This is a genomic window from Lentzea sp. NPDC006480 (assembly GCF_040611995.1).
GTDB lineage: Bacteria > Actinomycetota > Actinomycetes > Mycobacteriales > Pseudonocardiaceae > Lentzea.
The window spans coordinates 33018-57905 of record NZ_JBEXPJ010000026.1 but is presented as its reverse complement, the minus strand read 5'-3'; the positions used below and the strand labels follow the sequence as shown (position 1 = coordinate 57905).

The window sequence follows — 24888 nt, the reverse complement described above, 5'->3', positions numbered from 1 at the left end:
GATCTGTTCTTCACGGACGTTGCGTCGAACATGAACATCCCCGGCGAACGAAGATGGCTCCTTGCCCGGAGGTGACGACCGGGCCGGCCGGCGCCTTCCCCAACTCCCCCTCGGTGAGGGCGTCGGCCCATTCACGGCAGGTCGGGAGTGATCCCAGTGAGCTTGATCGTGAGCTCCCAGAGGCGGTTCGCGGCGAGGTCGTCACGGGCGGCGGCGGTCATCCGTGCGACGGCCGGGTAGCCGCGCATGCCGTTGAAGCTGTCCGGGCCGTAGTACTGGCCGCCGCGCGCGTCGGGCGACGTCGCGGCGTAGAGCTGCGGCAGCGCTCCCATCTCGACGGACTGCGAGAACAGGTGGCTGATCCGGCCGCCGAGGCGCAGGAGCAACGAGTTGTGTGCGCTTGCCATGTTGTTGGTCAGGTCGGTGGCTGTCACGCCCGGATGTGCGGCGATGGACGTCACGTCCGATGCGCGCCGGTCCAGCTCGCGTGCGAACAAGATGTTGGCGAGTTTCGACATCCCGTAGGAGCTGCGGTAGCCGTACGGGCGACGCTCCCAGTTCGGGTCGTCGAAGTCCATGCGGCCGTACTGGTGCGCGAGAGAGGCGACCGTGACGACGCGTGCGCCTGGGCGTTGCCTCAAGGCGGGCAGCAGCAGCCACGTCAGAGCGGCGTGACCCAGGTGGTTGGTGCCGAACTGGCGCTCGAAGCCGTCAACGGTTTTGCCGTACGGGACGGCCATGATGCCCGCGTTGTTGACCAGGACGTCGAGCGACTTGACCTGTTCCGCTGCCGAACGCACCGAGCTCAGGTCGGCGAGATCCAGTTCGAGGACCTCGGCCGAACCGACGACCGACTGCCGCGCGGCCTGACCTCGCTGGACCGAGCGACAACCCATGATCACGTGGGCACCCCTGCCCGCGAGCACCTGGGCGGTGCGCAGGCCGAGACCGGAGTTCGCCCCCGTCACCAGGACGGTGCGGCCGGTCTGGTCGGGGATGTCGGCTTCGGTCCAACGGCTCATGGGGACATTCCTACCGCCCGGTAACTGTCGAGCGAAAGGTGTGTGTCCAGTACCGCTCGCAACACGGGCTCGGCCGCGGCCAGCTCGGCGGTCACGAGGTGCTCGTCGACCGGGCCGTCCAGCGCGGCGGCCTCCATGCGCGCGGTCAGCTTGTTCTGCCAGCGGTGGTCGAGCGCCAGCAGCAGTTCGTGCAGCGACGAGAAGACGTCCGGATCCACGATCAGCGGTGCGGACGGGTCGCGGCGGGCGTCGCGCAGAACGGCGTCGAGCGCGTCGCGGCGGCGGTAGTGGTCTGCCCAGCCCATATCTCATACCCCCGGTCTCTCGCATACTCTCGGTATGACATGACCATACCACCGGTACGTACCGGCGGTATGTGAGATACGTTTCGACCGTGCGAACACGGCGGGCCGAGTACTCGGAGTCGACCAGGCAGGCGCTCGTCGACAGCGCCATCGACCTGTTCACCAAGCGCGGATACGCAGGGACCTCGCTCGACGAGGTCGTCAAACGCGCCCGCGTGACGAAAGGCGCGCTCTACCACCACTTCAGCGGTAAGCAGGCGTTGTTCGAGGCGGCTTTCGCGCAGGTGGAGACCCGGTCGATCGAGTCGCTGACCGCGGTCGTCACGGCGGAGGGCGACGCGTGGGAGACGGCGGTGGCTGGGCTGCGCGCCTACGTCCGCAGGTGCCTGGAGCCGGAGTACCAGCGGATCATCGTCCACGAAGCACCGGTGGTGATGGGCTGGGAACGCTGGCGCGAGGCGGAGGAGCACTTCAGCTTCGGTCTGCTGCGCACGGCCGTGCAGTTGCTCGTGGACGCGGGAGAGATCGAGGAGGCGCCCGTGGAGATCATGGCCCGGTTGCTGTTCGGGGCGCTGTCCGCGGGGGCCAGCACGATCGCCAGTTCGTCCGACCCGAAGCGCACCGGGCGTGAGGTCGAACGCGCGATCCTGCGCGTCCTGGAGGGTTTGCGCAAGAAGTAGTCGAGTTCCTCCCTAGCGACCGGGCGCAACGTCGATCACCACGCGGACAACGAGGTGGTCAGCATCATGATCGAACCGCTCAACACGCGCCTGGGACTCGACGGAAAGATCGCTCTGGTCACGTCGGGAACGCACGGGCTCGGGCTCGCCATCGCGAGCAAGCTCTGCGACAGCGGCGCCCATGTCATCCTTACGACTTCCGACGACGACGTCGACATCGAGCGGGCGAAGACGGTGCTCGCGGGCAGGCCCGGCTCGGTGGCCGTCACGCAGTTGGACATCCACGACGAGCACTCGGTGCGGTTGCTGTTCGACCAGATCAAGGAACAGCGCGGCAGGCTGGACGTGTTCGTGCACCACGCCGTGTCGCCGGACCTCACGCCGTTGCTCAACATCGTGGAGCCCCTGGCCAAGGCCTTCGTGGACGGTGGGCGGGTGGTCATCGCCGGTTACACGGTGACGCCGGTGCACGGCGTGATCCGGACGCTGGCGCTCGAGATGGCCTGGTACCGGGTAGCGGTCAACGCCGTCGTCACCACCGTGGTCGACAACGGCCCGATGAACATCGACCCGGAACTGGTCGACCGGCTCACCGTGAAGAGCCCGTCCGGCCGGGTCACGCTGCCTCAGGACATCGGTGACGCGGTTGCACTTCTCTGCACGGATGAAGCCGGGTGGATCCAGGGACAGGTGATTACGGTCGACGGCGGTCTCGAATTGCTGGAGAGGTGGGGCGAGACCCGGTAGCGCTCCCACATATCCCTATGCGTAGAGGGCCGGTGACGCGGCGTAAGCGCTTGATTGGTCATGTTAATTGCTCATAGCGCATTCGGAGTAACGTAATGCGCGGCAGGCTCAAATCCTTGTCCTGCTTGGTCGCCCAGTGTAAAACTCGAAATACTGGCTGGGGGATTAGCGGGGGGCCGAGATGATCAGAGTACTACTCGCCGAGGACGTGCAAATGGTGCGCGGCGCGTTGGTGGCTTTGTTGGATCTCGAACCGGACATTGAGGTCGTCGCGTCCATCGCGAACGGTGACGAAATCATCGCGGCGGTCGCCAAGAACAAACCGGACGTCGCGGTCCTCGACATCGACCTCCCCGGCATGGACGGACTTTCCGCGGCGACCGTGATCAACGAAACCGCTCCGGAGACCCGCACGCTCATTCTCACGAGCCTCGGCCGGCCGGGCACCCTGCGCCGCGCGCTCAACGCCCGCGTCAACGGCTTCATTCTCAAGGACGCTCCGGTCGGCGAGCTCGCGGACGCGATCCGCGGCGTCTCGGTCGGCCGCCGGGTGATCGACTCGCAGCTGGCGCTCTCCGCCTGGGACACCGACGAGTGCCCGCTCACTCCTCGCGAGCTGGAGGTGCTGCGGCTGGCCTCCGACGGCGCCGACGCCATGGAGATCGCCACGACCCTGTTCCTCTCGGTCGGCACGGTGCGCAACTACCTCACCTCCGCGACGGCCAAGCTCGACGCGCGCAACAGGGTCGACGCCGTCCGCATCGCCCGCAAGTCCGGCTGGTTCTAGGCCGCCGTCCCGCTCCTCGCGCCCGTCATTGTTGACCTTTGCAACAGGTCTTTTGACGACGTCGTCAAAAGAGTCATTGCTACGGTGCAGGTCAGCTGGGGTTTGGCAAGATCGGTTTGAGGGTGGGTGCGCCGGCGCGCGTTGTTATGTCAGGTCGGCGAACTAATATATTGCGGCCGATATATTGGTGTTGCGGGGTGGCGTTGGCGGTGTGCGGCTGTCTGAGGCGGGTGTGCGGTCAGGAGCGCGGGGACGGTGCCGGGATCGTGGCGTGCACGTGGAACGTGCCGTCGTCGACGTGGCGGGCGCTGAACGTGCCACCTGCCGCCTTGACGCGCTCGGCCTGGTTGCGGACGCCGTTGCAGTCGGCTGAGGCGGGGCGGGCGCGGGCGCCGTCGTTGATGACGTCGAGCAGGATGGTGCTGTTGTGCTGGCGCACGCCGATCGTGCAACTGCGGGCGTCGCTGTGGCGCAATATGTTGGTCACGGCCTCGCACAGGACAGCGGCGAGCACGGACTCCACCGGTTCCGGCAGCGGGTCGTGGTCGAGTTCGACGCGGACGTCGATGTTCGACGCGGCCAGCATCGCCTTCGCCGAGTCGGACGTGTCGGCGAGGGAGAGCGGGCGGTAGGCGCGGGCGAGTGAGCGCACGTCGGCCAGGGCGTGGTCGGTGATGTTCAGGATTTCGCTGAGCTGCTGCTTCGCGGTCTCCGGCTGTTCGCCGACGATCCGGTGCGCGAGCTCGCTCTTGAGCTTGATGGCGCTGAGGCTGTAGCCGAGCAGGTCGTGCAGGTCGCGGGCGACGCGCATGCGCTCGGCGGCGACCGCGGTGTGGATCTTGCTCGCGGCGACCGGTACGTCAGGCGCGTCGGATGCGTCGGATGCGTCGGGTGTGTCCGGAAAAGGCCCGCGGGGTGTGCCGAGGTAGGCCAGGAGCAGGCCGGTCGCGCCAGCCGCCACCGCCGCCTCACCCGGTGATGCCCCGTTGGACAGGCCGGTGACCAGCACCGTCAAGGCGAAAACAAGCCAGCCTGCCGACGGGCGCAGGACGAGCAGTGCGTTGCCGGCGACCAGGCCGGCCACTCCGGCCCAGGCGAAACCCAGGGTGAGCGGGGCCAGCAGGAGAAGCACCTGGGCGGCCAGGGTGAGGTGCCTCGTGGTCGTGCCCAGTTCCCGGAAATAAGTCAGCTGCAGTGCGAGCAGCAGCGCCAAATCAATGGCCGGCACCACCAATTCGGCCACGTCACGCGTCAGTAACATGAGGCGGCCGAGGTCGCTCAGGCAGACCCCGGCGAAGACCGCGATGATGACCGCGCGGTATCTGGGTATTGCGTGTGCGGCATTCAACTTTCCCCCAATGGGCGTGCCTCTCCCCGACATCGGCATACCGGCGCGCCCATGGTCGAATGGTAGACAGCCGAAGCATGCCCGCGTCGGCAACTGTATCGGTGCAGAACCACACCTTGAAGGCGCTGGCCGAGGCAATTTCACACGGAAGGACGAGTATTTTCCGGAACTCTCACCCAGCGTGTTCGCCTGATTACCGGACGAATTGGTTTGGGTTCGTTTGGACCTGTGAATATCTCATGCCCGCCGTAGTAGATGGCCATCCCGCACTCGTGGCGGGATACGTGGCGTTCGATAGCCCGGCTCAGGTGAACTTGATGGCACAACCAAGTAGGACCGCCGTCGATCAGGGGAGGATCCAATGGAGATCAAGGTTCTGGGCCCGCTGGAGGTACGCGAGAACGGTGTCTCGATCGCGCCGAGCGCGGTCAAGCCGCGTCAGGTGCTGTCACTGTTGGGACTGCACGCCGGACACGTCGTGACCGTGCCGACGCTCATCGAAGAACTCTGGGGGATGACACCGCCGAGAAGCGCGCTCACGACGTTGCAGACATACGTGCTGCAGGTGCGCCGCCGCATCGCCACGGCCATGCCCGACGACGGTCCCGGTGTCGCGAAGAAGGTGCTCGTCACCAGGTACGGGGGCTACCTGCTGGACGTGCCGCCGGAGAGCGTCGACGTGCGCAGCTACGAGCGGCTCGCGACCGCGGGTCAGCGCGCGTACGAGGTCAACGACCTCGAGTCCGCCTCGCGCCTGCTCCGCTCGGCCGCCGAGGTGTGGCGCGGGCCGGTGCTGGTCGACGTGCAGATCGGTGTGCGGCTCAGCATGGAGGTCACCCGGTTGCAGGAGAGCCGGCTCGGCGTCCTGGAGACGCGCATCGAGGCGGACCTGCGCCTGGGCAAGCACCAGTCGCTGCTCAGCGAACTGTCGGTGCTCACCGCGCAGCACCCGATGCACGAGAACCTGTGCGCGCAGTACATGCTCGCGCTCTACCGGGCGGGCCGGCAGTGGAAGTCGCTGGAGGCGTACCAGTCGCTGCGGGACACGCTGATCGAGGAACTGGGGCTTGAGCCATCCGAGAGGCTGCGTCAGCTGCAGCGGGCGATCCTGAGCTCCGAGCCGTCCCTCGACGAGCCGTTGTCCCCTCGCCAGCTGGAGCGCCAGCTCGCAGGCTGAACCCCTTCCGGGAGCTCACATCGTGGATACCACAGGCGCAGGTGCGTTGATCAAAGCGCTCGAGGACGTCGGCTGCGAGGTGATCTTCGGGATGCCCGGCGGGGCGATCCTGCCCGCCTACGACCCGTTGCTGGACTCGGTGAAGATCCGGCACGTGCTGGTGCGGCACGAGCAGGGCGCCGGGCACGCCGCGCAGGGGTACGCGTCGGCGACCGGGCGGGTGGGCGTCTGCATGGCGACGTCCGGACCGGGGGCCACCAACCTGGTCACGCCGCTCGCGGACGCCTACATGGACTCGGTGCCGATCGTCGCGGTGACCGGACAGGTCGCCCGCTCGGTGATCGGCACCGACGCCTTCCAGGAGGCGGACATCCGCAGCATCACCCTGCCGATCACCAAGCACAGCTTCCAGGTGACCGATCCCGCGGACATCCCGGCCGCGATCACCGAGGCGTTCGCGATCGCCGCCGAGGGCCGGCCGGGCCCGGTGCTGGTGGACCTGCCCAAGGACGTGCAGTCCGCACCGGTGAGGTACGTGCCGGCGGCTCCGGGGAACCGCAGCCCTCATCCCGTCGTGTCACCGGTTCAGGTCCGCAAGGCCGCCCAGCTGGTCGCGACCTCGCGCCGGCCGGTGTTCTACGTCGGCGGCGGGGTGATCCGCTCCGACGCGGCGCACGCGCTGCTGAAACTGGCCACCCGCACCGGGATCCCGGTCGTCACCACGCTGATGGCCCGCGGCGCGTTCCCCGACTCGCACCCGCAGCACCTGGGGATGCCCGGCATGCACGGCACGGTGCCCGCCGTCGCCGCGTTGCAGCGGGCCGACCTGCTGATCGCACTGGGGACCCGGTTCGACGACCGGGTGACGGGCTCGCTGCCCCACTTCGCGCCGGACGCCGCGGTGGTGCACGCGGACATCGACCCGGCGGAGATCTCCAAGAACCGCCTCGCCGACGTGCCGATCGTCGGCGACTGCCACGACGTGATCACCGCACTCAACGCGGTGGTCACCACGATCCCCGACCTCACCCCGTGGTGGGACTACCTCAACGGGCTGCGCACGACCTACCCGCTCGGCTACGACTGGCCCGCCGACGGCGCGCTCGCCCCGCAGTACGTGATCGAACGGCTGAGCACGCTCGCCGGCCCGGAGGCGATCTACACCTCGGGCGTCGGCCAGCACCAGATGTGGGCCGCGCAGTACGTGAAGTACGAGCGGCCCGGCTCGTTCATCAACTCCGGCGGCCTCGGCACGATGGGGTTCGCGGTGCCGGCCGCGATGGGCGCGCAGGTCGGGGCGCCGGACCGCACGGTCTGGGCGATCGACGGCGACGGCTGCTTCCAGATGACCAACCAGGAGCTCGTGACCTGTGCCATCGAGGGCATCCCGATCAAGGTCGCGATCATCAACAACGGCAACCTCGGCATGGTCCGGCAGTGGCAGACCCTGTTCTACGGAGGGCGTTACTCCAACACGCGGCTGCACACGCACAACCGCGTGCCGGACTTCGTGAAGCTCGCGGAAGCTCTGGGCTGCGCCGGCTTCCGGTGCTCCGACCGGTCCGATGTGGACGGTGTGATCACCGAGGCGATGGCGGTGCGCGACCGCCCGGTGGTGGTCGACTTCGTGGTCGGGCAGGACGCCCAGGTCTGGCCGATGGTGGCCGCGGGAACCGGGAACGACGAGATCATGGCCGCACGGGGAATCCGTCCCCTCTTCGACGAGGAATGAGATGAACAGACATTCGCTGTCGCTGTCACTGCGCAACGACCCCGGCGCGCTCGCCCGGGTCGTCGTGCTGTTCGCCAGCAGGGGCGTCGTCGTCGAGTCGCTGAGCCTCGACCCGACCGAACGCGCCGGGGTGTCCCGGCTCGACGTCGTGCTGGCGCTGCCGCCGGACCGCCCGGTGACGCAGCTTGTGAAGCAGCTGAGCCGGCTGTACGACGTGGAGATGGCGATCGAGGTCACGTCAGCGGCTGCCTGACCGCAACGCAACAGGGCCGCCCCTCATCGAGAGGCGGCCCTGAAAGCGTTGCTCAGGCAGCGTGCTTGCGCACCACGTCCGCGAACTGCTCCAGCGTCTCGCCGGGGCTGGGACCGTCCAGAGCGGAGTGGATCTGCCCGGCGATCTCACCGTGCCGGTGCAACTGCGCGTGCGTCAGCCTCACCTCGGTGGTGTTCTCGTCGACGGCCACGAAGTCGACCTCGATGAAGCTCGCCTTCACGTCGTCGAAGATGGGCCGCCAGCCCGGGCCGACCCGCCACGTCATCACCAGGCGCTTCGGCGGGTTCCATTCGGTGATGGTGCCCCAGGCGATCTCCTCGCCGTCCGCGCCCGTCTCGTAGTAGCGGCCGCCGACCTCGGGCTCGATGGTGATCGACTGCCGGTCCTTCACGAACACGTGCGTCGGCGGCCACCACTCGAGCGGCTTCTCCGCGAAGATCGCGAACGCCTGCTCGATCGGGGCGTGCACCGTGACCGACTTGCTGACGTCGGGAACTTCCTCGGACATGAGACCTCCTTGTACGCGTGCACGACCGGTGCCGCCGAGCGTGCCGACCCGGTCTCGACGTGAGGTCGAACCGGGGTGGAAGCGGGGATCGAGGTGTTTTCGAGAACGAACGTGCATCGTCGAGTCGTTGCCCGCCAACGGAATGGGAGTCATCGCCGTGTCCGTCTACATCGAGGTCCTGACGTTCTACGCCCGGCAGATGCGGCTGCTCGACGCACTGGACGTCGAGGGCTACGCGAACACCTTCACCGAGGACGGCGTGACCGACCACGCGCACCGCGGCGAGAAGATCGAGGGGCGGGCGGCGATGATCGCCGGCGCCAAGCACGCGCTGCCGCGCTACGCCGGTGTCGCCGTGCGGCACTGGAACGACCACTACCTGGTCGACGAGGTCGACGAGAACACCCTCAACGTCACGTACTGCTCGCTCGTCACCCGCACGGACGCCGAGGGCGCCGTGACGTTCGAGCCGACGTTCTTCATCGAGGACGTGCTCGTCCGGGTGGACGGCAAGCTGCTCACCCGGTCGCGCACGATCCACCGCGACGGCCAGGCCAAGCAGGTCGCCCAGGCCTCCTGACCTCCGGCGACGAGCGGCTTGAGGGCGGCTCTAGCGCGGTGTCCGAGGCTGGAGCCAAACCGATTCCGATAAACGGAGGTCCTCCGCATGGCTACCGAGGCGATTCCCGCCAAGGCCCGGGAAGTGCGACTCGCCGCCCACGTGACGGATGTCGTTACCAAGGCCAATTTCGACGTCGTCAAGGCCCCCGTGCGGGAACCGGGTGACGGCGAGGTCGTGGTGCGCTACGACTACCTGCAGGTCACCGCGGTGATGCAGGACCTGATGAGGGAAGACGCGGACCTGCCGATGCCGACGTACAAGGTCGGCGAGCCCCTGTGGGGCTTCGCGGTCGGCAAGGTCGTCAAGTCCAACAGTCCGGACCTGAAGGTCGGCGACGACGTCGAGGGCATGAACGGCTGGAACGAGTACGCCGTCGGTCCCGCGCAGTCGTTCTGGAAGCTCGACCCGACGATGTTCCCGACGCCCCAGCACTACCTGACCCAGGGCCCCACCGCCTACCACGGCATCGTGGACATCGCGCAGGTGAAGGAAGGCGACACGGTGTTCGTCTCCGGTGCCGCCGGTGGCGTCGGCTCGCTCGCCGGGCAGATCGCGAAGTGCATGGGCGCCAAGACCGTCATCGGTTCCGCGGGCAGCCAGAAGAAGATCGACTACCTGGTGAACGAACTCGGCTTCGACGCGGCCTTCAACTACAAGAAGGGCCCGATCGTCGACCAGCTGCGCAAGCTGGCACCCGAGGGCATCGACGTCTTCTTCGACGTCGTCGGCGGCGAGACGTTCGAGGCGGCCATCCAGGCGGCGGCGCAGGACGCGCGGTTCGCGTTGTGCGGCGCGCTTTCCGGGCAGGTCGGCAACGGCGACGGCGCGTTCCCGCGGCTCGACATCATGCACTCGATCGTGCGGCAGATCCAGATCCGTCCGTTCGCGACCTACCACACGCCGGACCAGATCTGGGCGTGGCAGTCGCACTTCAGCCAGTGGCTGAAGGAGGGGAAGTTCGTCTTCCCGCACACCGTCGTGGAAGGCGGGCTCGGCAAGGCGCCGCAGGCACTGATCGATCTGTTGCGCGGCAAGCACTCCGGCAACCTTCTTGTGAAGCTCACCTGACCGAATCAGGGGGAAACATCGTGGAGACGTCGTTACCGGTGTGGTCGGCGGCTGATGCGGACGGGGTGCAGCACGCCGTCCTGTCGGTGCCACTCGACCACGCCGAACCGGACGGTGCGCGGATCAGGTTGAAGCTCAGCCGAATCCCGGCTGCCGACCCGGCTCGGCGCCGCGGAGTGCTGATCGCGCTCAACGGCGGGCCGGGCGGGGACGACGGGTTCGGCGCGCGGATGCCGGTCGAGCTGAGGCGCGGCACCCCGTTGAACGAGGTGTACGACCTCGTCGGCTTCGACCCGCGCGGAACGGGGGACTCCACGTTCCTCGGCGCTGAGGCCAGTCCGGTGACCGCGAACTTCGACTCGCGGCCGCCGGACGAGCAGTTTCCGTTGCTGGCAGCGGACATGAAGGAACGCGAAGAGGGCTGTTCACGGGCCGGCGGCAACCTCCGCCGGCACGTGAACACCCGCAACCTCGCCCGGGACATCGACTTCATCCGCGCGTCGCTGGGTGAGGAGAAGATCAACTACATCGGGTACGCGTACGGCACCATGGTCGGCGCGGTGTACGGCACGCTGTTCCCGGAACACCTGGACCGCAGCGTGCTGGACTCGTGCAAGCATCCCGACTGGGACTGGCGCACGCAGTTCAAGTCGCAGGGGCCGGCGATCCGCAGCAGCGTCGACGCCTGGGCGGCGTGGACCGGTGCGCGGGGCAACACCTACGGCCTCGGCGTCGGGGCCGAAGCCGTGATCGCCTCCGTCGAGGACATCGCCGCGAAGCTCGCCGCGTTCACGCCCAACGCCCTGCTGCGCACGTTGCTCGACCAGCGCATCGGTGTGCTGGCACCGCATCGGGCCCAGTGGGATGACCTCGCGAGGCTCGTGGTCGACCTCGGCAAGGCCACGTCGAACGACGACCAGGCCGCGGCCGAGGCACTGCTCGCCGGCCAGAGCGTGTGGCGTCCCGGGTCCACGATGGGCGGTCTGCGCGAAGCGGTGCTCGAGGCCGTGACGCTGGAGACCGAGTGGCCGACGGACCTCGAGCTCTACTACGCGGACATGCGCGAGTACCGCGAGAAGTACCCCTACGGCTTCGGCGTGATGCGCGCACAGCCGTGGGTCGGCACTTTCGCGACGTGGAAGCACGCGGAGCCGGTGGTCCCGGTGGCACGATCCGGTTACCCCACCGGGCTTGTCGTGCAGAACGACCACGACTCGTGGAGCTGCTACGAGGGCGGTGCCCTCATGGCGAAGAGGCTGGGGCACCGGATGATCACGGTCGCCGACTCCGGCGGCCACGAGACGTACGCCTTCGACAGCAACGCCGTCGTGGACGAGCTCGTGAACCGGTACTTGGTGGAGGGCGTGCTGCCGGAGGAGGACGTGACGTGCGCGGGAGACCCGCGTCCTGACGTTCCCGCCGATCCGGTGCGCTGAAAGCCCTTCTCACGCCTACGGGCGGACCGTCAGCCGACGGTCCGCCCGTAGTTGCTTTTAGAAGTACGTTGAGCTGCAAGGAGGTTCCCGTCCCGCGAGTGTTGCCCCGCCGCCGCGGAACGGGAACCCGGAGAACGTCCTACACGCGGGTCGCGGTGATCGTCGCGTTGGCAGTGGTGATGAAGTTGCCGTTGACGTCGTAGATCTTGGACACGCCCGAGCTGTTCAGGGTGTTGCCGACGACCTTTCCGGACTGGCTCACGTCGACGAAACCCGTCGGGTTGCCGTCGTTGTCGGAGAGGTGTTCCCGGACGGCGAACGTGAACGTGCTGGCACCGGTGGACTTCCACGTTCCCGTGCCCACTCCGGTGCCGTGGCCGTCACCGCCGGAGTGCAGGCACAGGGCCCCGGACGAGAGGAAGCCGAGCTGGATCGAGCCGCTGCCGCCCTGGTGCTGCACGGTTCCGCTCCAGGAACCGATGACGGGGTGGGTCTTGATCTGCATCTGGGTGTCGGTCACCTGGTCTGCTCCGACCGCTGTGGTGCTCGCCATGGCGACGCCACCGAGCGCGAGCGCGGTCGACGCGGCGAACACGGCTAACTTCCTGGCATTACGGGGCATTGGAATCAGTCCTTTTCAGATCGATGCGGTCGCAGGCAGCTTTGACCACCGGCCTTCAGAACCGGTGGAGAACGGCTGTTCGGGCTCGATCGCCTGAGACGTCCGGCTCAAGTGCGGGTCCACCACCAGGTGGGACGCTGCCTGTCCAGGGCCGGCGCGCATCCCCCACGCGCGGCGCAGAACTGAAGGAGCCAAACCCAATGTCGAATGCCAACCCCGGGAGAACAGGCCTCGTCCTGCTCGCCTGCTGCGTGGGTCAGCTTCTGGTGGTGCTCGACGGCACCATCATGAACGTGGCCCTGCCGTCCATCGAGTCCGCGCTGAAGTTCGACGCGAACAGCCTGCAGTGGGTCATCAACGCCTACCTGATCCCGACCGCCGGCCTGCTGCTCCTCGCGGGGCGCATGGCGGACCTGTTCTCCCGCCGCGGTTTCTTCCTCGCCGGCATCGCGCTGTTCACCGTCGCGAGCCTCGCCGGAGGTTTCGCCCAGGACGCGACACAGCTCATCATCGCCCGTGCGTTCCAAGGTGTCGGTGTGGCGCTGATGTCGCCCGCGACACTGACAGTGCTGGGCACCACGTTCACCGAACCCGCTCAGCGTGCCAAGGCGTTCGGCCTGTGGGGTGCGGCCGGCGGTAGTGGTGGCGCGATCGGCGTGCTGGCCGGAGGTGTCGTCACCGACTGGTTGTCGTGGCGCTGGGTGCTGCTGATCAACGTGCCGGTCGGCATCGCGCTGTTCATCGTCGCCGCCATCTCCATCACGCCGTCCGCCGCGCAGGCCGGGCCGCGCAAGCTCGACATCCTCGGTGCAGTGTCGGTGACGGTCGGCATCGCCGCGCTGGTGTTCGGCATCGCGCAGGGCGAGCGCGAGGGCTGGGGTTCCCCGGTGAGCCTCGTCGCGTTCGCGATCGCCGTGGTGGGCATCGGTGTCTTCCTCTTCGACCAGGCCAAGATCGCGAGTGCGCCGCTCGTCCCGTTGAACGTGTTCCGCAACCGGACGATCGTCGCCGCGAACGTCTCGATGTTCTGCGTGGGTGCCGCGATGGCGTCCACGTTCTACTTCCTGACGCTGCTGATGCAGTTCGTGCTCGGGTACAGCCCGCTCACGACCGGCCTGTCGTACCTGCCGCTGTCGGTCGCGATCTTCCTCGGCGCCGGCATGGTCGCGCCGCAGACGAGCAAGCTGGGCGGCCGGTTCACGTTGATCAGCGGTCTGGTCGTCGGTGTGCTCGGCCTCGGCTGGCTGGCCCTGGCCGTGGACAACAAGGCCACGTTCGTCGCCGACCTGCTCGGCCCGAGCCTGCTGTTCGGCCTCGGCGTCGGCATGGTGCTCGGCACCGTGGCGAACCTCGCCACCGCGGCTCTGCCATCTAGCCAGCAGGGCCTCGCGTCCGGGCTGCTGACGACCGGCCAGGCGCTCGGTGGCGCGGCGGGTCTCGCGGTGCTCGTGGCGGTCGCCAACGCCACCGGTGGCGAGTCGCGCGTCCCCGAGGAGATGGCGTCGGGATACGCGAACGCGTTCCTGGGCACCGCCATCCTGCTCGTCGTCGCGGCACTCGCCGCGGTCGCGATCCCGAAGGTGGCGCGGTCCGCGTCGAACGAGTCGGATGAGTCGGCGCCGGCGCCGGTCGTCGCGCACATCTGAGGCACGGCAACGAAAAAGGGGAGCTTCCGGGTGGAAGCTCCCCTTTTTCGCATTGGATCGATCTGGGTGGGTTTCTCAGTCGAGCACGCGCAGAAACGCACGCAGCTCGGCCGCGAGCTCCGCGGGACGTTCCAGGGCGGGGAAGTGACCGCCGTGGGACAGGTCCTGCCAGTACCGCAGATCGGTGAAACGGGTGCGGGCCCACGCACGAGGAAGCCACGCGTCGTTCGGCCACACCGACGCGCCCGTGGGCACGTCCGTCGGCGGCATCGGCTCGGAGTCGAAGCTCTCCCAGAACAACCGCGCCGCCGAGGTGCCGGTACCGGTGAGCCAGTACGTCGACACGATGTCGAGCAGCTTGTCCTTCGGCACGGCCTGTTCGAGGTCGTTGTCGTGCCCGGCCCACGCCCAGAAGCGGTCGACGATCCACGCCAGCAACGCGGCAGGGGAGTCGTTCAGGCCGTAGCCGAGCGTCTGCGGGCGGGTGGCCTGGATCGCGGCGTACCCGTTGCGGTTCTTGCCGAAGCTCTGCATGCGCGCCATGGCCCGCTGGTCGCGTTCGTCGAGCTCGACCTGCTCCTGCGGCGGGCGCGCGAGCGGCATCGTGAGGTGGATTCCCGCGACGTGCTCGGGATCGGCGTTCGCCACGGCCGGCGACACCCACGAACCCCAGTCGCCACCGTGCGCGACATAGCGTTCGTAGCCCAGCCGGGACATGAGCTCGGCCCACGCCGCGGCGATGTGCGGCACGGTCCAGCCGGCTTCCGTTGGCCGGTCGCTGAAACCGTGTCCTGGCAACGAAGGACACACGACGTCGAACGCGTCGGCCGGGTCGTCCGGATTCGTCAGCAGGTCGATGATGTCGAGGTACTCCACCACGGAACTGGGCCAGCCGTGGGTCATCAGCAACGGCATCGCGCCGGGATGCGGCGAACGGACGTGCAGGAAGTGGATGCCGACACCGTCGATCTCGGTGCGGAACTGCGGCACGGAGTTCAGCTTCCGTTCCGCCACCCGCCAGTCGTAGTGGCCGGCCCAGTGGTCGCAGAGCTCCTGCAGGTACGCCAGCGGCGTGCCCTGGGACCAGTCGCCGACGGTTTCCGCGTCGGGCCAACGAGTTCTTGCCAAGCGGTCGGTCAGGTCGTCCAGCGCGGACTGCGGGACTTCCACGGTGTAGGGCTCGATCTTCTGACTCACCTGCTCACCTCCGGGGGCAGGGCGGACTCCGGTCGCGCCCGACGCTAGAAGGACCGGCTCGACTCGTCCTGGAGCCCACAATGGACATTTGAGCGGGTCTCCAGGCGTCGCTGCCACGCTTTCGGCAGTCGACCAGGAGGACTCGTCATGACCACAAGTGCCGTCGAACCGGGCAGCACGGAAGCCGAGGAGACGTTTCCCTACCAACGGCAGTGTCCGTTCACGCCTCCGAAGCAGTACGAACAGATGATCTCCGATGATCTCACCGAGGTGACGCTGACCGGATCTGGCCTGCGGATCTGGACGATCACCGGTTACGAGACCATCCGCCAGATCCTCACCGATCCGCGGATCAGTGCTTCCCGCAAGCACGACAACTTCCCGTTCTACTTCATCGCTCCGCCCGAGTTCCGCACCGAGACCTCGTTCATCGGCTACGACAACCCGGAGCACACGAAGACCCGCCGCAAGGCCGCGGTCACGTTCACCTCGCGCCAGGTGAAGCGTCTCCGGCCGCGCATCGAGGAGATCGTCGACCAGTACATCGACAAGATCCTCGCGATGACGCCGCCGATCGACTTCCACCGCGAGTTCTCGCTCGCCGTGCCGATGACGGTCATCTGCGAGCTGCTCGGCATCCCGCAGGACGAGCACGACTTCTTCATCAACCACGGCACGTGTCTGCTCGGCGGTCACTCGACGCCCGAGCAGCGCCAGGCCGCGATCGTCGAGGTGAACGCCTACGTCGACAAGCTGATCACGTTGAAGGAGAAGGAACCCGGCGAGGACCTCCTGTCGCGGGCGATGGCGGAGTACGCCGCGTCCGGCGAGGAGTACACCCGCCGCGACCTGTTCAACATGATCCGGCTGCTGATGAACGGCGGCCACGAGACGACGGCCAGCATGCTGTCGCTCGGCACCGCGTGCCTGCTGGAGAACCCGGACCAGCTGCAGCAGCTGCTGGACGACCCGGAGGGCATGATCGAGCCGGCCGTCGAGGAGCTCGTCCGCATCGCGACCATCGGCGACACCGCGATTCCGCGCGTTGCCCTGGAAGACATCGAGATCGCGGGCAAGACGATCAAGAAGGGCGACGGCATCCTGTGCCTGGGCCTCGCGGCGAACCGCGACCCCGAGGTGTTCCCGGAGCCGGACAAGGTGATCCTCTCCCGCGGTACCCGCAAGCACCTCGGGTTCGGCCACGGCCTGCACCACTGCATCGGTGCCGACCTCGCCCGGCTGGAGATGCAGCTGGTGTGGTCGCGGCTCTTCCAGCGCATCCCGTCGCTGCGCCTCGCGAAGCCGTTCCTGGAGATTCCGCGCAAGGAAGGCGCCGTGATCTACGGCCTGTGGGAGCTCCCCGTCACCTGGGACCTGGAGGCCGACTGATGGCGAAGATCACCTACGTCAACGCCGACGGCGACTCGACGATCATCGACGTGACCAACGGCGACTCGGTGATGCGTGGCGCGGTTCTCAACGGTGTCAAGGGAATCGTCGCCCAGTGCGGCGGCGGGGCGTCCTGCGGCACGTGCCACGTGTACGTCGACCCTGAGAACACCAAGCCGCTCGCCGACATGCACCGGGTCGAGGACGAGCTGTTGTACTTCACGGCCTGCGAGCGCAAGGAGAACAGCCGGCTGAGCTGCCAGCTGCCCGTGTCCGAGGAGCTCGACGGGCTTGTCGTGCACCTCCCCGAGAAACAGCTCTGAGAAGCAACTCTGAGGAGAGCAGACGCATGAGCAAGCGACGGGTCGCCCTGGTCACGGGCGCCACGAGCGGCATCGGTCTCGAGGTCGCCCGCAGCCTCGGCAAGGAGGGGCACGCGGTCTTCGTCGTGGCCCGCAACGCCGAGAACGTGAACACCACGGTGAAGCAGCTGCGCGAAGAGGGCTACGAGGCCGACGGCGCCGCCACCGACGTGACGTCCACTGAGGACATTCGTGCCGCCGTGCAGAAGGCGGTCGACGTCTTCGGTCCCGTCGAGATCCTCGTGAACAACGCGGGTCGCGGTGGCGGCGGCATCACGGCAGAGCTCGACGAGGACCTCTGGCTGGATGTCATCAACACCAACCTCAACGGTGTTTTCCGCTTCACCAAAGAGGTGCTGAGCACCGGTCAGATGGTCAAGCAGTCCTGGGGCCGGATCATCAACATCGCCTCCACCGGTGGCAAGCAGGGTGTCGTGTTCGCCGCGCCCTACTCGGCGTCCAAGCACGGCGTCGTCGGCTTCACCAAGGCCGTCGGCATCGAGCTCGCGAAGTCCGGCATCACCGTCAACGCGGTGTGCCCCGGCTACGTCGAGACGCCGATGGCGAGCCGGGTCCGCCAGGGCTACGCGAACCACTGGGGCATCTCGGAAGAAGAGGTGCTGGAGAAGTTCAACGCCAAGATCCCGCTGGGTCGGTACAGCACCCCGGAAGAGGTCGCCGGGCTCGTGACGTACCTGACCACGGACACCGCGTCCTCGATCACCGCGCAGGCGCTCAACGTCTGCGGCGGGCTGGGCAACTACTGACATGCGTGGGGAGTCGGTAGTCGTCGTCGGGGCCGGGCAGGCGGGCTGCCAGGTCGCGGTGTCCTTGCGAGAGCAGGGACACCGCGGCCCCCTCACCCTCATCGGTGACGAGAAGGCCGCGCCGTACCAGCGGCCCCCGCTCACGAAGGCCTACCTGGCGGGGGAGACCGACCTCGCCGGGCTGGTGCTGCGGCAGGACTCCTATTACACCGACCACGGAATCCAGCTGGTGACCGGGGAACGGGTCGTGGGTGTCGACCGGTCGGCACGGGTCGTGGTGCTGGGCTGCGCGCGCACGATCAGCTACGACCACCTGGTGTTCGCGACCGGCGCGCGGCCGCGGCCGTTGCCGGTGCCCGGCGCCGAGCACGTGCTGAACCTGCGCACGATCGCCGACGCGGACGCCATCAGGCAGAAGCTGGAGGGCCGCTCCGGGCTCGACGTCGTCGTCATCGGCGGAGGGTTCATCGGGCTGGAGTTCGCCGCTGTGGTGCGGAAGCTGCGTCACGAGGTGACCGTCGTCGAGACCCAGCCGCGGGTCATGCAGCGCGCGGTGTCCGAGACGACGGCGCGGCACCTCACCACCCGCCACCGCAGTGAGGGCGTGACGGTGCTGACCGGCACCGCCGTGGCCTCGGTCGGGGACGGGTTCGTCGAACTGACCGACGGCACGGTGCTGGTGGCGGACCTGGTGGTCGCCGGGACCGGGGTGATCCCGAACGTGGAGATAGCGCAACGGTCCGGGCTCGCGTGCGACGACGGCATCGTGGTCGACGCGCACCTGCGCACCGTCGACCAGCGGGTGCACGCGGTCGGCGACTGCGCCCGGTTCGCGAGCCCGCTGACCGGTGGTCTGGCTCGGTTGGAATCCGTGCAGAACGCCACGGACCAGGCCACCAGCGTGGCGTCTGCCATCCTGGGCGCCGCCGAGCCGTACACCGCGCTGCCGTGGTTCTGGAGCGACCAGTACGACGTGAAACTGCAGATCGCCGGGCTGACGGACGGCTACGACCGCACGGTCACGGTCGGCGACCCGGCGGAGGGCAGGTTCTCGGTGTTCTGCTTCCGCGGCGACCGGCTGCTCGGCGTTGAGGCCTGCAACCGGCCGATCGACTTCCTGATGGCCCGCCGGATCCTTGAGGCAGGCACCTCGCTCACGCCGGAGATCGTCTCGCAGCCGGGCTTCGACCTGCGGGCGAGCCAGCAGCAGGCGGCGTGAAGTGCGCACGCCATCCGTGTCCGGCCGAGCCGGGTCAGATCCAGCCGGCGTCCTCGGCGATGCGGATGGCGTCCACCTTGTTGCGGCCGTTGAGCTTGGTCATGATCGTCGTCAGGTAGTTGCGCACCGTGCCGACCGAGAGCGACAGTGCGACAGCGATGTCAGGGGCGTCGGAACCGTTGGCCGCGAGCCGCAGCACCTCGAGCTCGCGGTCGGTCAGCGGGCACTCGCCGCGGTCCCACGCGGCCAGGGCGAGCTGGCTGTCCACGACCCGTTCCCCGGCGGCGACCCGGCGGATCGCGTCGGCGAGCTCGGCGGGCGGCGCGTCCTTCAGCAGGAACCCGTCCACGCGGGCGGCCAGTGCCTTGCGCAACGTGCCCGGACGGCCGAGCGACGTCAGCATCAACGTCCTGATCTGCGGCATCGTCTCGCGGATCGTCGTGGCGGCGGTCAGCCCGTCGAGGATCGGCAGATCGATGTCGATCACGCACACGTCGGGTCTGTGCTGCCGGGCGGCCGGCACTATTTTGTCGCCGGAGCTGACTTCGACGACCACCTCGATGTCCGGTTCGAGGTTGAGCAGCGCGATGAGAGCACCGCGCACCATGTGCATGTCCTCCGCGAGCAGAACCCTGATCATCGCGCCCCTCCGCGCGACACCATATCTCCCACCGTTCAGGTCGCGCTCCACGCCACGTCGGGGCGGGGCGTCGACGGTGCTCCGAAGGAGGCTTGACCGCAGTGCGAGTAGAGGATGTTTTCGTCAGGGGCAACGGGGTGCGCCTGCCCGCGACGCTGACCGTCGCGGAGGCGATCGCGTCGGGGGAGTGCGAGCCGAAGCTGGTGGCGCGGACGGACGTGCTGTCGGTCGCCGTGTCCCCGGACGAGTCGGCGGCCGAGATGGCGGTCGGCGCGGCCCGCAACGCGCTGCGGGCCGCGGACTCCGGCCCAGGCGACGTCGAGCTGATCCTGCACGCCACCACCTACCACCAGGGCCAGGACCTGTGGCCGGTCGGCTCGTACATCCAGCGCGAGACCGTGCGGAACAGCTGTCTGGCACTGGAGATCCGGCAGATGTCCAACGGTGGCCTGGCCGCGATGGACCTCGCCGTGGCCTACCTGGCCGCACGTCCGGGCAAGGACGCGTTGCTGACCACGGCGGACCGCTTCTGCCTGCCCGGCATCGACCGGTGGCGCACCGATCCCGGAACCCCTTACGGCGACGGGGCTTCCGCGATCGTGCTGTCGCGCCGCGGTGGATACGCGAAGCTGCTTTCGTTGGCTATCAATGCGGACTCGGATTTGGAGCCGTTGCACCGCGGTGACGTGCCGATGGGCCTCGCGCCGTTCTCGCACCGCATGCCGGTGGACTTCGAGGACGCCAAGATCGCGTTCAGTCGCGAGTACGGCTTGTCCTACGGCATCAACAAGGCCAACGCGGGCCAGGCCGTCGCGGTCGAGGAGGCCCTCGCCGACGCCGACATGAAGATCGGTGACGCGGACTGGGTGATCCTGCCGCACTTCGGCCGGCGCCGGCTGGACGTGAACTACCTGCGCCCGTATGGAATCGAGCCGGAGCGCACCACGTGGGAGTGGAGCCGCACGGTCGGTCACCTCGGCGCGGGAGACCAGTTCGCGAGCCTCGGCCACCTGGTCGACGAGGGCCTGGCCCGGTCGGGGCAGCGGATCGTGATGTTCGGCGTGGGCGCGGGATACAGCTGGGGCTGCGCGGTTCTGGAGATGGTCTGAGCGTCAGGTCAGCGGGATCTCGGCGCGCAGCCGGTAGGTGTGCTCGGGCGTCAGACCCGCGTGGAGGTCGCCGCCGAGGGCGCGGACGCGGGTGGTGAGGTTGCCGATTCCGCTGCCGTCGCGGGATTTCCGCTCTGTCGCCGGGATCCCGTCGTTGGTGATGTCCATCGTGACCAGTCCAGGTGAGTTGGACAGGACGATCTCGCAGCGTTCGGCTTTGCTGTGCCGCAACAGGTTCGTGACGCCTTCACGCAGGACGGTGGCGAGGGTGATCTTCACGTCCTCGGGCAGTTGATCGCACTGGTCGATGTGCACGACCACCTCGATGTCGGCCGCGGTCAGCAGGGCGTGCGCGGACCGGGTCTCCTCGTTGAACGAGAGCTCCCGGTAGCTCAGCGCCACCGATCTGACGTCCGCCAGTGCCTGGCGGGAGATCTCCAGCACCTCCGCGAGCTCCTGCCGTGCCCGGCCGGGGTCCACCACGACCTGCCGGCGGGCCAGCTCCACCTTGAGCGTGATCGCGGAGAGGCTGTAGCCGAGCAGGTCGTGCAGGTCGCGGGCGAACCGCAGCCGTTCCTGCGTGACCGCCGCCGTCGCCAGTTCCGCACGGGCCTCGTGCAGCTCGTTCACCATCGATCGCAGCCGGGTCAACGCGTACAGCACCAGGCCGTGGTTCATCGTCGCCATGAACCCGTACGCGATGTCCACCGGACCGTAGCCGTGCACTCCGTAGAGCAAGCCCTGCCCGGCCACGACGGCGCAGAAGCCGATCCAGCCTCCGGCCCGGGGCACGAGCAGTGCCGCCGCCCCGGCGAGGAAACCGGGCTCGGCGAGGACCGGATCGCCGTACAGCAGCTGCGGTCCGTACACGCAGACGGCCATGGCGGCGAGGATCCCGCCGCGTACCAGCGGCGGGTGCGGGCCGACCGGCAGGCTCAGTACCAGCGCCGTCGTGCCGACCACCGCGGCCAGGGCGACACCGACTCCGGCCGCGCCGACACGTGGGTACTCGTACCCGATCTGGAACGTCGCCATCGCGACGTAGCAGACCACCACCGCCGTGAGCAGCACTTGTGCGAACCGAGTCTCCATCGCGGGACCCGCGGCGCGCTCGTCGGCCGGGGGCGGCTCGCGGTAGCTCGACGCGACCGCGCGCACGTTCGCCAGGGCCTCGCGGGCGATGCCGAGGCACTCCACCAACTCCTTCTGGGCCGGCTCCTGCCGGGCCAGCTCCACCTTGAGCGTGATCGCGGCCAGGCTGACACCGAGGAGATCGTGCAGCTCGTGGGCGAACCGCAGCCGTTCCCGAGACACGGCCAGCTCGGCGAGCTCGGACCTGGCCGTCTCCAGCTGCTCCACCAACGACGGCAGCCGCGACAACCCGTAGACGACCAGGCCCACGAGCACACACGACACCACGTAGTAGGACAGCATGAAGCCGTCGGAGACGTACGGGACCTTGGTCAGGGAGTTGGCGACGGCCACCACGCCGAGCACGACCCACCTCGCCCGGCCCCGGAGCACCAGCAACGCGCTGCCCGCCAGGAAGCCGGGCATGCCCGCCCACGCGTGAGGGAAGAACGGCACGGGCACGAACGCCAGCAGCGCCAGTGCGCCCAGAGCCACGCGGGCCCTGGTCGAGCGCAGGTCGGCGCCGGGCCTCGAGAACACCCCGAGCTGCAGGTACCCGATCGCGGTAAGGCAGGCCAGCGACCCGGCGATCCGGGCCGGGGTCGCCCCGCCCGCCAGCACGTAGATGAAGGCGTTGCCGAGGTAGTTGGCGAACACCACGCTTATCACGACGTACGCCAGCCGCCGAGACACCGACGAGCGTTCCGGTCGCGACGTCACGCGGCGATGGTACGGGCGCTCCCCGTGTTCTCCGGCGCTGTTGAACAGGCGTCAGCTCAGGGGGATCTCGGCGCGCAGCCGGTAGGTGTGCTCGGGCGTGAGGCCCGCGTGCAGGTCGCCGCCGAGGGCGCGGACGCGGGTGGTGAGGTTGCCGATTCCGCTGCCGTCGCGGGATTTCCGCTCGGTCGCGGGAATCCCGTCGTTGACGATGTCCATCGTGACCAGCGACGGTGAGCTGGACAGCAGGATCTCGCAGCGTTCGGCTTTGCTGTGCCGCAACAGGTTCGTCACGCCCTCGCGCAGGACGGTCGCGAGCGTGATCTTCACGTCCTTGGGCAGCTGGTCGCACCGGTCGATCCGCACGACGACCTCGATGTCGGCCGCGGACAGCAACGCCTGCGCCGACTGGGTTTCCTCGTCGAACGACAGCTCGCGGTAGCTCAGGGCCACCGACCGCACGTCGGCCAGCGCCTGCCGGGAGATCTCCAGCACCTCGGTGAGCTCCTGCCGGGCCCGGCCGGGGTCGATGGTGACGAGCCGGTGCGTGAGCTCGCTCTTGAGCGTGATCGCGGAGAGGCTGTAGCCGAGCAGGTCGTGCAGGTCGCGGGCGAACCGCAGCCGTTCCTGCGTCACCGCGGCCGTGGCCAGTTCCTCACGGGCCTCGTGCAGTTCGTTCACCATCGACCGCAGCCGAGTCAACGCGTACAGCACCAGACCGTGGTTGATCGTGGACATCACGCCGTAGGTGATGTCCACGGCGTTGTAGGCGAGTGCGTCGTAGATGAAGCCCTGACCGATCACCACCACGGCGAACACGGCCCAGCCGGAGACGCGGGGAAGCAGCAACGCCGCCGACCCGGCGAGGAATCCGGGCAGGACGATGTACGCGTTACCGGCCACCAACTGCGGGACGTAGACGCACACGGCCAATGCGGCGAGCAGCGCACAACGACGCGGCATGTTCATGTCCACGTGCGGGCGGCTCACCACGCCGAGCACGAGCCCGGCCGAGCCCGCGATGCCCGCCACGGCGACCGCGAGCCCGAGCGGCCCGATCAGGTTGTAGACGAACACGGCCAGCGCGACCGCGGACAGGCTGTAGCCGGCCACCACCGCCCAGAGCAGCACCTGGGCGAAGCGCGTCGCCATCGGCGGGCTGGCTGGTCTCGGGTCGCTCGCCTGCTGCTCGGGAGCCGGCTCCGCGGGCACTTCGGCGTGCAGCCGGTAGGTGCCGTCCGCGGAGGTCTGGGCGAGCAGCGAACCGCCGATGGCCGTGGTGCGGGTGGCGAGGTTCGTGAGGCCGCTGCCGCGGTCCGCCTCGGCTCCGACCGGCGCCCCGTCGTTGACGATGTCGATCGACACGGCACCGCTCACACCGGTGATCCTGATCGAGCAGCGGCTGGCCTCGCTGTGCCGCAACAGGTTGGTGACACCCTCGCGCAGCACGGTCGCGAGCACGGTGCGGGAGCGCGGTGAGAGTTCCTGGTGGTCCGCTTCGATCGTGGTCGTGACGCCTGCAGCGGTCAGCACGGACCGCGCCGACTCGATCTCGTCGGTCAGCGACAGCTCGCGATAGCTGGACGCGACCGCACGAACGTCCGTCAGGGCCTCGCGGGCGATGCCGAGGATGTCCGCGAGCTCGGCCAGCGCCCGGTCCGTGCGCTCGCCGATCAGCTTCCTGGCCAGCTCCACCTTCAGCGTGATCGCGGACAGGCTGAAGCCGAGGAGGTCGTGCAGGTCGCGGGCGAACCGCAGCCGTTCCTGCGACACGGCCAGCTCGGCGAGCTCCGAGCGGACCGTCTCCAGCTGCTTCACCAGCGACGGCAGCCGGGACAGGCCGTACACGACCAGACCCGCGACCACCGACGTCAGGACGTAGTAGATCAGCAGGGAGACCTCGGACCGGTACTCCGCCTTGGTCGCGGCGTTGGCGAGCGCCACTACGCCGAACGCGAGCCACCGCACCCTGCCCGGCAGCACCAGCAGCGCGCTGCCGGCGAGGAAACCGGGCATGCCGGACCACGCGTTGGGGAAGAACGGCACCGGCACGAACACCAGCAACGCCATCGCGCCGAGCGACAGGTACGCCTTGGTGGACCGCAGGTTCGTGCCCGGCCGGGAGAACACGCGCAGCTGCAGGTAGCCGATCGCGAGCAGGCACGCGAGCGAGCTCGCGATCCGCACCGGGGTAGCGCCGGCGTAGAGGACGTAGCTGAAGGCGTTGGCGAGGAAGTTCGCGAACACCACGCTGATCACGAGGTACGCCAGTCGACGGGACACGGACGAGCGTTCCAGTCGTGACGACACGGCAGCTCCCACACGAGGGTCGGGACGCGGCCATGATACGGGCGCTTCCTGAGATCTCTCGCGTTTTGAGCTT

General features: G+C 68.4%; 24 protein-coding genes. 15 read left to right on the top strand and 9 right to left on the bottom strand.

All coding sequences use genetic code 11. From position 1 onward, the window contains the following. Nucleotides 1–131: 131 nt before the first annotated feature. Nucleotides 132–1022, bottom strand: a complete 891-nt coding sequence (locus ABZX92_RS13585) for an oxidoreductase (protein WP_355557869.1) — start codon at nt 1020–1022, stop codon at nt 132–134. Continuing rightward, nucleotides 1019–1327, bottom strand: coding sequence for a hypothetical protein (locus ABZX92_RS13580; protein WP_355557867.1), 309 nt, complete (start codon nt 1325–1327; stop codon nt 1019–1021). Before ABZX92_RS13580 ends, ABZX92_RS13585 begins: the two co-directional genes overlap by 4 nt. An 89-nt stretch (nt 1328–1416) precedes the next feature. Here ABZX92_RS13580 and ABZX92_RS13575 point away from each other — a divergent pair, with 89 nt between their 5' ends. The 3 genes from ABZX92_RS13575 to ABZX92_RS13565 all read left to right on the top strand — a co-directional run bounded on the left by ABZX92_RS13575 (nt 1417) and on the right by ABZX92_RS13565 (nt 3541). Next, entirely contained in the window at nt 1417–2007 is a 591-nt protein-coding gene (locus ABZX92_RS13575; protein WP_355557864.1) for a TetR/AcrR family transcriptional regulator, read from the top strand. A gap of 66 nt (nt 2008–2073) precedes the next feature. Then, on the top strand, nt 2074–2754 hold the full coding sequence (locus tag ABZX92_RS13570; protein ID WP_355557861.1) for an SDR family oxidoreductase: 681 nt from the start codon (nt 2074–2076) through the stop codon (nt 2752–2754). A gap of 181 nt (nt 2755–2935) precedes the next feature. Further along, complete coding sequence (locus tag ABZX92_RS13565; protein WP_355557858.1) at nt 2936–3541, top strand: response regulator transcription factor; 606 nt, start codon at nt 2936–2938, stop codon at nt 3539–3541. Between the two features lie 238 nt (nt 3542–3779). Here the strand turns inward: ABZX92_RS13565 and ABZX92_RS13560 are convergent, their stop codons facing one another. After that, nucleotides 3780–4784, bottom strand: coding sequence for a histidine kinase (locus ABZX92_RS13560; RefSeq protein WP_355557855.1), 1005 nt, complete (start codon nt 4782–4784; stop codon nt 3780–3782). Nucleotides 4785–5250: 466 nt separating this feature from the next. Here ABZX92_RS13560 and ABZX92_RS13555 point away from each other — a divergent pair, with 466 nt between their 5' ends. The 3 genes from ABZX92_RS13555 to ABZX92_RS13545 are packed head-to-tail and all read left to right on the top strand — an operon-like array spanning nt 5251 to nt 8051. Further along, complete coding sequence (locus tag ABZX92_RS13555; protein ID WP_355557852.1) at nt 5251–6066, top strand: AfsR/SARP family transcriptional regulator; 816 nt, start codon at nt 5251–5253, stop codon at nt 6064–6066. A 22-nt stretch (nt 6067–6088) separates the two neighbouring features. After that, a complete protein-coding gene (locus ABZX92_RS13550; RefSeq protein WP_355557850.1) occupies nt 6089–7798 on the top strand; it encodes an acetolactate synthase large subunit in 1710 nt (569 codons plus the stop codon). Nucleotide 7799: 1 nt separating this feature from the next. Beyond that, complete coding sequence (locus tag ABZX92_RS13545) at nt 7800–8051, top strand: ACT domain-containing protein (protein ID WP_355557847.1); 252 nt, start codon at nt 7800–7802, stop codon at nt 8049–8051. Nucleotides 8052–8103: 52 nt separating this feature from the next. Here the strand turns inward: ABZX92_RS13545 and ABZX92_RS13540 are convergent, their stop codons facing one another. Further along, nucleotides 8104–8580 carry an SRPBCC domain-containing protein gene (locus tag ABZX92_RS13540; RefSeq protein ID WP_355557844.1) on the bottom strand — a complete coding sequence of 159 codons (477 nt, stop codon included), beginning with the start codon at nt 8578–8580 and terminating at the stop codon, nt 8104–8106. Nucleotides 8581–8707: 127 nt separating this feature from the next. Between ABZX92_RS13540 and ABZX92_RS13535 the strand changes: the two genes are divergently transcribed. The 3 genes from ABZX92_RS13535 (at nt 8708) to ABZX92_RS13525 (ending at nt 11706) form a co-directional block, all read left to right on the top strand. Then, nucleotides 8708–9160 (top strand): nuclear transport factor 2 family protein, encoded by a 453-nt coding sequence (locus ABZX92_RS13535; RefSeq protein ID WP_355557841.1) that lies wholly within the window; start codon nt 8708–8710, stop codon nt 9158–9160. 87 nt (nt 9161–9247) lie between these two features. Beyond that, the gene (locus ABZX92_RS13530; RefSeq protein ID WP_045309264.1) at nt 9248–10270 is read left to right on the top strand and encodes an NADP-dependent oxidoreductase; all 1023 of its coding nucleotides are present in this window, start codon (nt 9248–9250) and stop codon (nt 10268–10270) included. Nucleotides 10271–10290: 20 nt separating this feature from the next. After that, a complete protein-coding gene (locus ABZX92_RS13525) occupies nt 10291–11706 on the top strand; it encodes an alpha/beta fold hydrolase (RefSeq protein ID WP_355557838.1) in 1416 nt (471 codons plus the stop codon). A gap of 139 nt (nt 11707–11845) precedes the next feature. Here ABZX92_RS13525 and ABZX92_RS13520 read toward each other — a convergent pair whose 3' ends face one another. Further along, entirely contained in the window at nt 11846–12301 is a 456-nt protein-coding gene (locus tag ABZX92_RS13520) for a hypothetical protein (protein ID WP_355557835.1), read from the bottom strand. 227 nt (nt 12302–12528) lie between these two features. Here ABZX92_RS13520 and ABZX92_RS13515 point away from each other — a divergent pair, with 227 nt between their 5' ends. Then, nucleotides 12529–13974, top strand: a complete 1446-nt coding sequence (locus ABZX92_RS13515; RefSeq protein WP_355557833.1) for an MFS transporter — start codon at nt 12529–12531, stop codon at nt 13972–13974. A gap of 75 nt (nt 13975–14049) precedes the next feature. Here the strand turns inward: ABZX92_RS13515 and ABZX92_RS13510 are convergent, their stop codons facing one another. After that, the gene (locus tag ABZX92_RS13510) at nt 14050–15171 is read right to left on the bottom strand and encodes an epoxide hydrolase family protein (protein ID WP_355557831.1); all 1122 of its coding nucleotides are present in this window, start codon (nt 15169–15171) and stop codon (nt 14050–14052) included. 147 nt (nt 15172–15318) lie between these two features. On the opposite strand from ABZX92_RS13510, the gene ABZX92_RS13505 reads away from it, so the two are divergent. From ABZX92_RS13505 to ABZX92_RS13490, 4 genes are read left to right on the top strand one after another with little or no spacing between them, the layout of a single operon-like run. After that, the gene (locus ABZX92_RS13505; RefSeq protein WP_355557828.1) at nt 15319–16560 is read left to right on the top strand and encodes a cytochrome P450; all 1242 of its coding nucleotides are present in this window, start codon (nt 15319–15321) and stop codon (nt 16558–16560) included. Then, a complete protein-coding gene (locus tag ABZX92_RS13500) occupies nt 16560–16883 on the top strand; it encodes a 2Fe-2S iron-sulfur cluster-binding protein (RefSeq protein WP_355557825.1) in 324 nt (107 codons plus the stop codon). Before ABZX92_RS13505 ends, ABZX92_RS13500 begins: the two co-directional genes overlap by 1 nt. 26 nt (nt 16884–16909) lie before the next feature. After that, nucleotides 16910–17689: an SDR family NAD(P)-dependent oxidoreductase gene (locus tag ABZX92_RS13495; RefSeq protein ID WP_355557822.1), complete on the top strand. Its 780-nt coding sequence runs from the start codon at nt 16910–16912 to the stop codon at nt 17687–17689. A 1-nt stretch (nt 17690) separates the two neighbouring features. Further along, nucleotides 17691–18908, top strand: coding sequence for an FAD-dependent oxidoreductase (locus tag ABZX92_RS13490; RefSeq protein WP_355557819.1), 1218 nt, complete (start codon nt 17691–17693; stop codon nt 18906–18908). A gap of 34 nt (nt 18909–18942) precedes the next feature. Here the strand turns inward: ABZX92_RS13490 and ABZX92_RS13485 are convergent, their stop codons facing one another. Beyond that, the gene (locus tag ABZX92_RS13485) at nt 18943–19548 is read right to left on the bottom strand and encodes a response regulator transcription factor (RefSeq protein WP_045309290.1); all 606 of its coding nucleotides are present in this window, start codon (nt 19546–19548) and stop codon (nt 18943–18945) included. 101 nt (nt 19549–19649) lie between these two features. Between ABZX92_RS13485 and ABZX92_RS13480 the strand changes: the two genes are divergently transcribed. Further along, a complete protein-coding gene (locus tag ABZX92_RS13480; RefSeq protein ID WP_355557816.1) occupies nt 19650–20657 on the top strand; it encodes a ketoacyl-ACP synthase III family protein in 1008 nt (335 codons plus the stop codon). 3 nt (nt 20658–20660) lie between these two features. Here the strand turns inward: ABZX92_RS13480 and ABZX92_RS13475 are convergent, their stop codons facing one another. After that, nucleotides 20661–22508, bottom strand: coding sequence for a histidine kinase (locus ABZX92_RS13475; RefSeq protein WP_355557813.1), 1848 nt, complete (start codon nt 22506–22508; stop codon nt 20661–20663). 51 nt (nt 22509–22559) lie between these two features. Beyond that, nucleotides 22560–24815, bottom strand: coding sequence for a histidine kinase (locus tag ABZX92_RS13470; RefSeq protein WP_355557810.1), 2256 nt, complete (start codon nt 24813–24815; stop codon nt 22560–22562). Between the last annotated feature and the right edge of the window lie 73 nt (nt 24816–24888).

Excerpts from the sequence above, each read along its gene's own strand:
- ABZX92_RS13500 (WP_355557825.1), top strand. The coding sequence starts at position 16,560 with ATGGCGAAGATCACCTACGTCAACGCCGACGGCGACTCGACGATCATC.
- ABZX92_RS13545 (WP_355557847.1), top strand. The coding sequence starts at position 7,800 with ATGAACAGACATTCGCTGTCGCTGTCACTGCGCAACGACCCCGGCGCG.
- ABZX92_RS13530 (WP_045309264.1), top strand. The coding sequence starts at position 9,248 with ATGGCTACCGAGGCGATTCCCGCCAAGGCCCGGGAAGTGCGACTCGCC.
- ABZX92_RS13490 (WP_355557819.1), top strand. The coding sequence starts at position 17,691 with ATGCGTGGGGAGTCGGTAGTCGTCGTCGGGGCCGGGCAGGCGGGCTGC.
- ABZX92_RS13515 (WP_355557833.1), top strand. The coding sequence starts at position 12,529 with ATGTCGAATGCCAACCCCGGGAGAACAGGCCTCGTCCTGCTCGCCTGC.
- ABZX92_RS13495 (WP_355557822.1), top strand. The coding sequence starts at position 16,910 with ATGAGCAAGCGACGGGTCGCCCTGGTCACGGGCGCCACGAGCGGCATC.
- ABZX92_RS13540 (WP_355557844.1), bottom strand. The coding sequence starts at position 8,580 with ATGTCCGAGGAAGTTCCCGACGTCAGCAAGTCGGTCACGGTGCACGCC.
- ABZX92_RS13570 (WP_355557861.1), top strand. The coding sequence starts at position 2,074 with ATGATCGAACCGCTCAACACGCGCCTGGGACTCGACGGAAAGATCGCT.
- ABZX92_RS13565 (WP_355557858.1), top strand. The coding sequence starts at position 2,936 with ATGATCAGAGTACTACTCGCCGAGGACGTGCAAATGGTGCGCGGCGCG.
- ABZX92_RS13585 (WP_355557869.1), bottom strand. The coding sequence starts at position 1,022 with ATGAGCCGTTGGACCGAAGCCGACATCCCCGACCAGACCGGCCGCACC.
- ABZX92_RS13485 (WP_045309290.1), bottom strand. The coding sequence starts at position 19,548 with ATGATCAGGGTTCTGCTCGCGGAGGACATGCACATGGTGCGCGGTGCT.
- ABZX92_RS13555 (WP_355557852.1), top strand. The coding sequence starts at position 5,251 with ATGGAGATCAAGGTTCTGGGCCCGCTGGAGGTACGCGAGAACGGTGTC.
- ABZX92_RS13580 (WP_355557867.1), bottom strand. The coding sequence starts at position 1,327 with ATGGGCTGGGCAGACCACTACCGCCGCCGCGACGCGCTCGACGCCGTT.
- ABZX92_RS13505 (WP_355557828.1), top strand. The coding sequence starts at position 15,319 with ATGACCACAAGTGCCGTCGAACCGGGCAGCACGGAAGCCGAGGAGACG.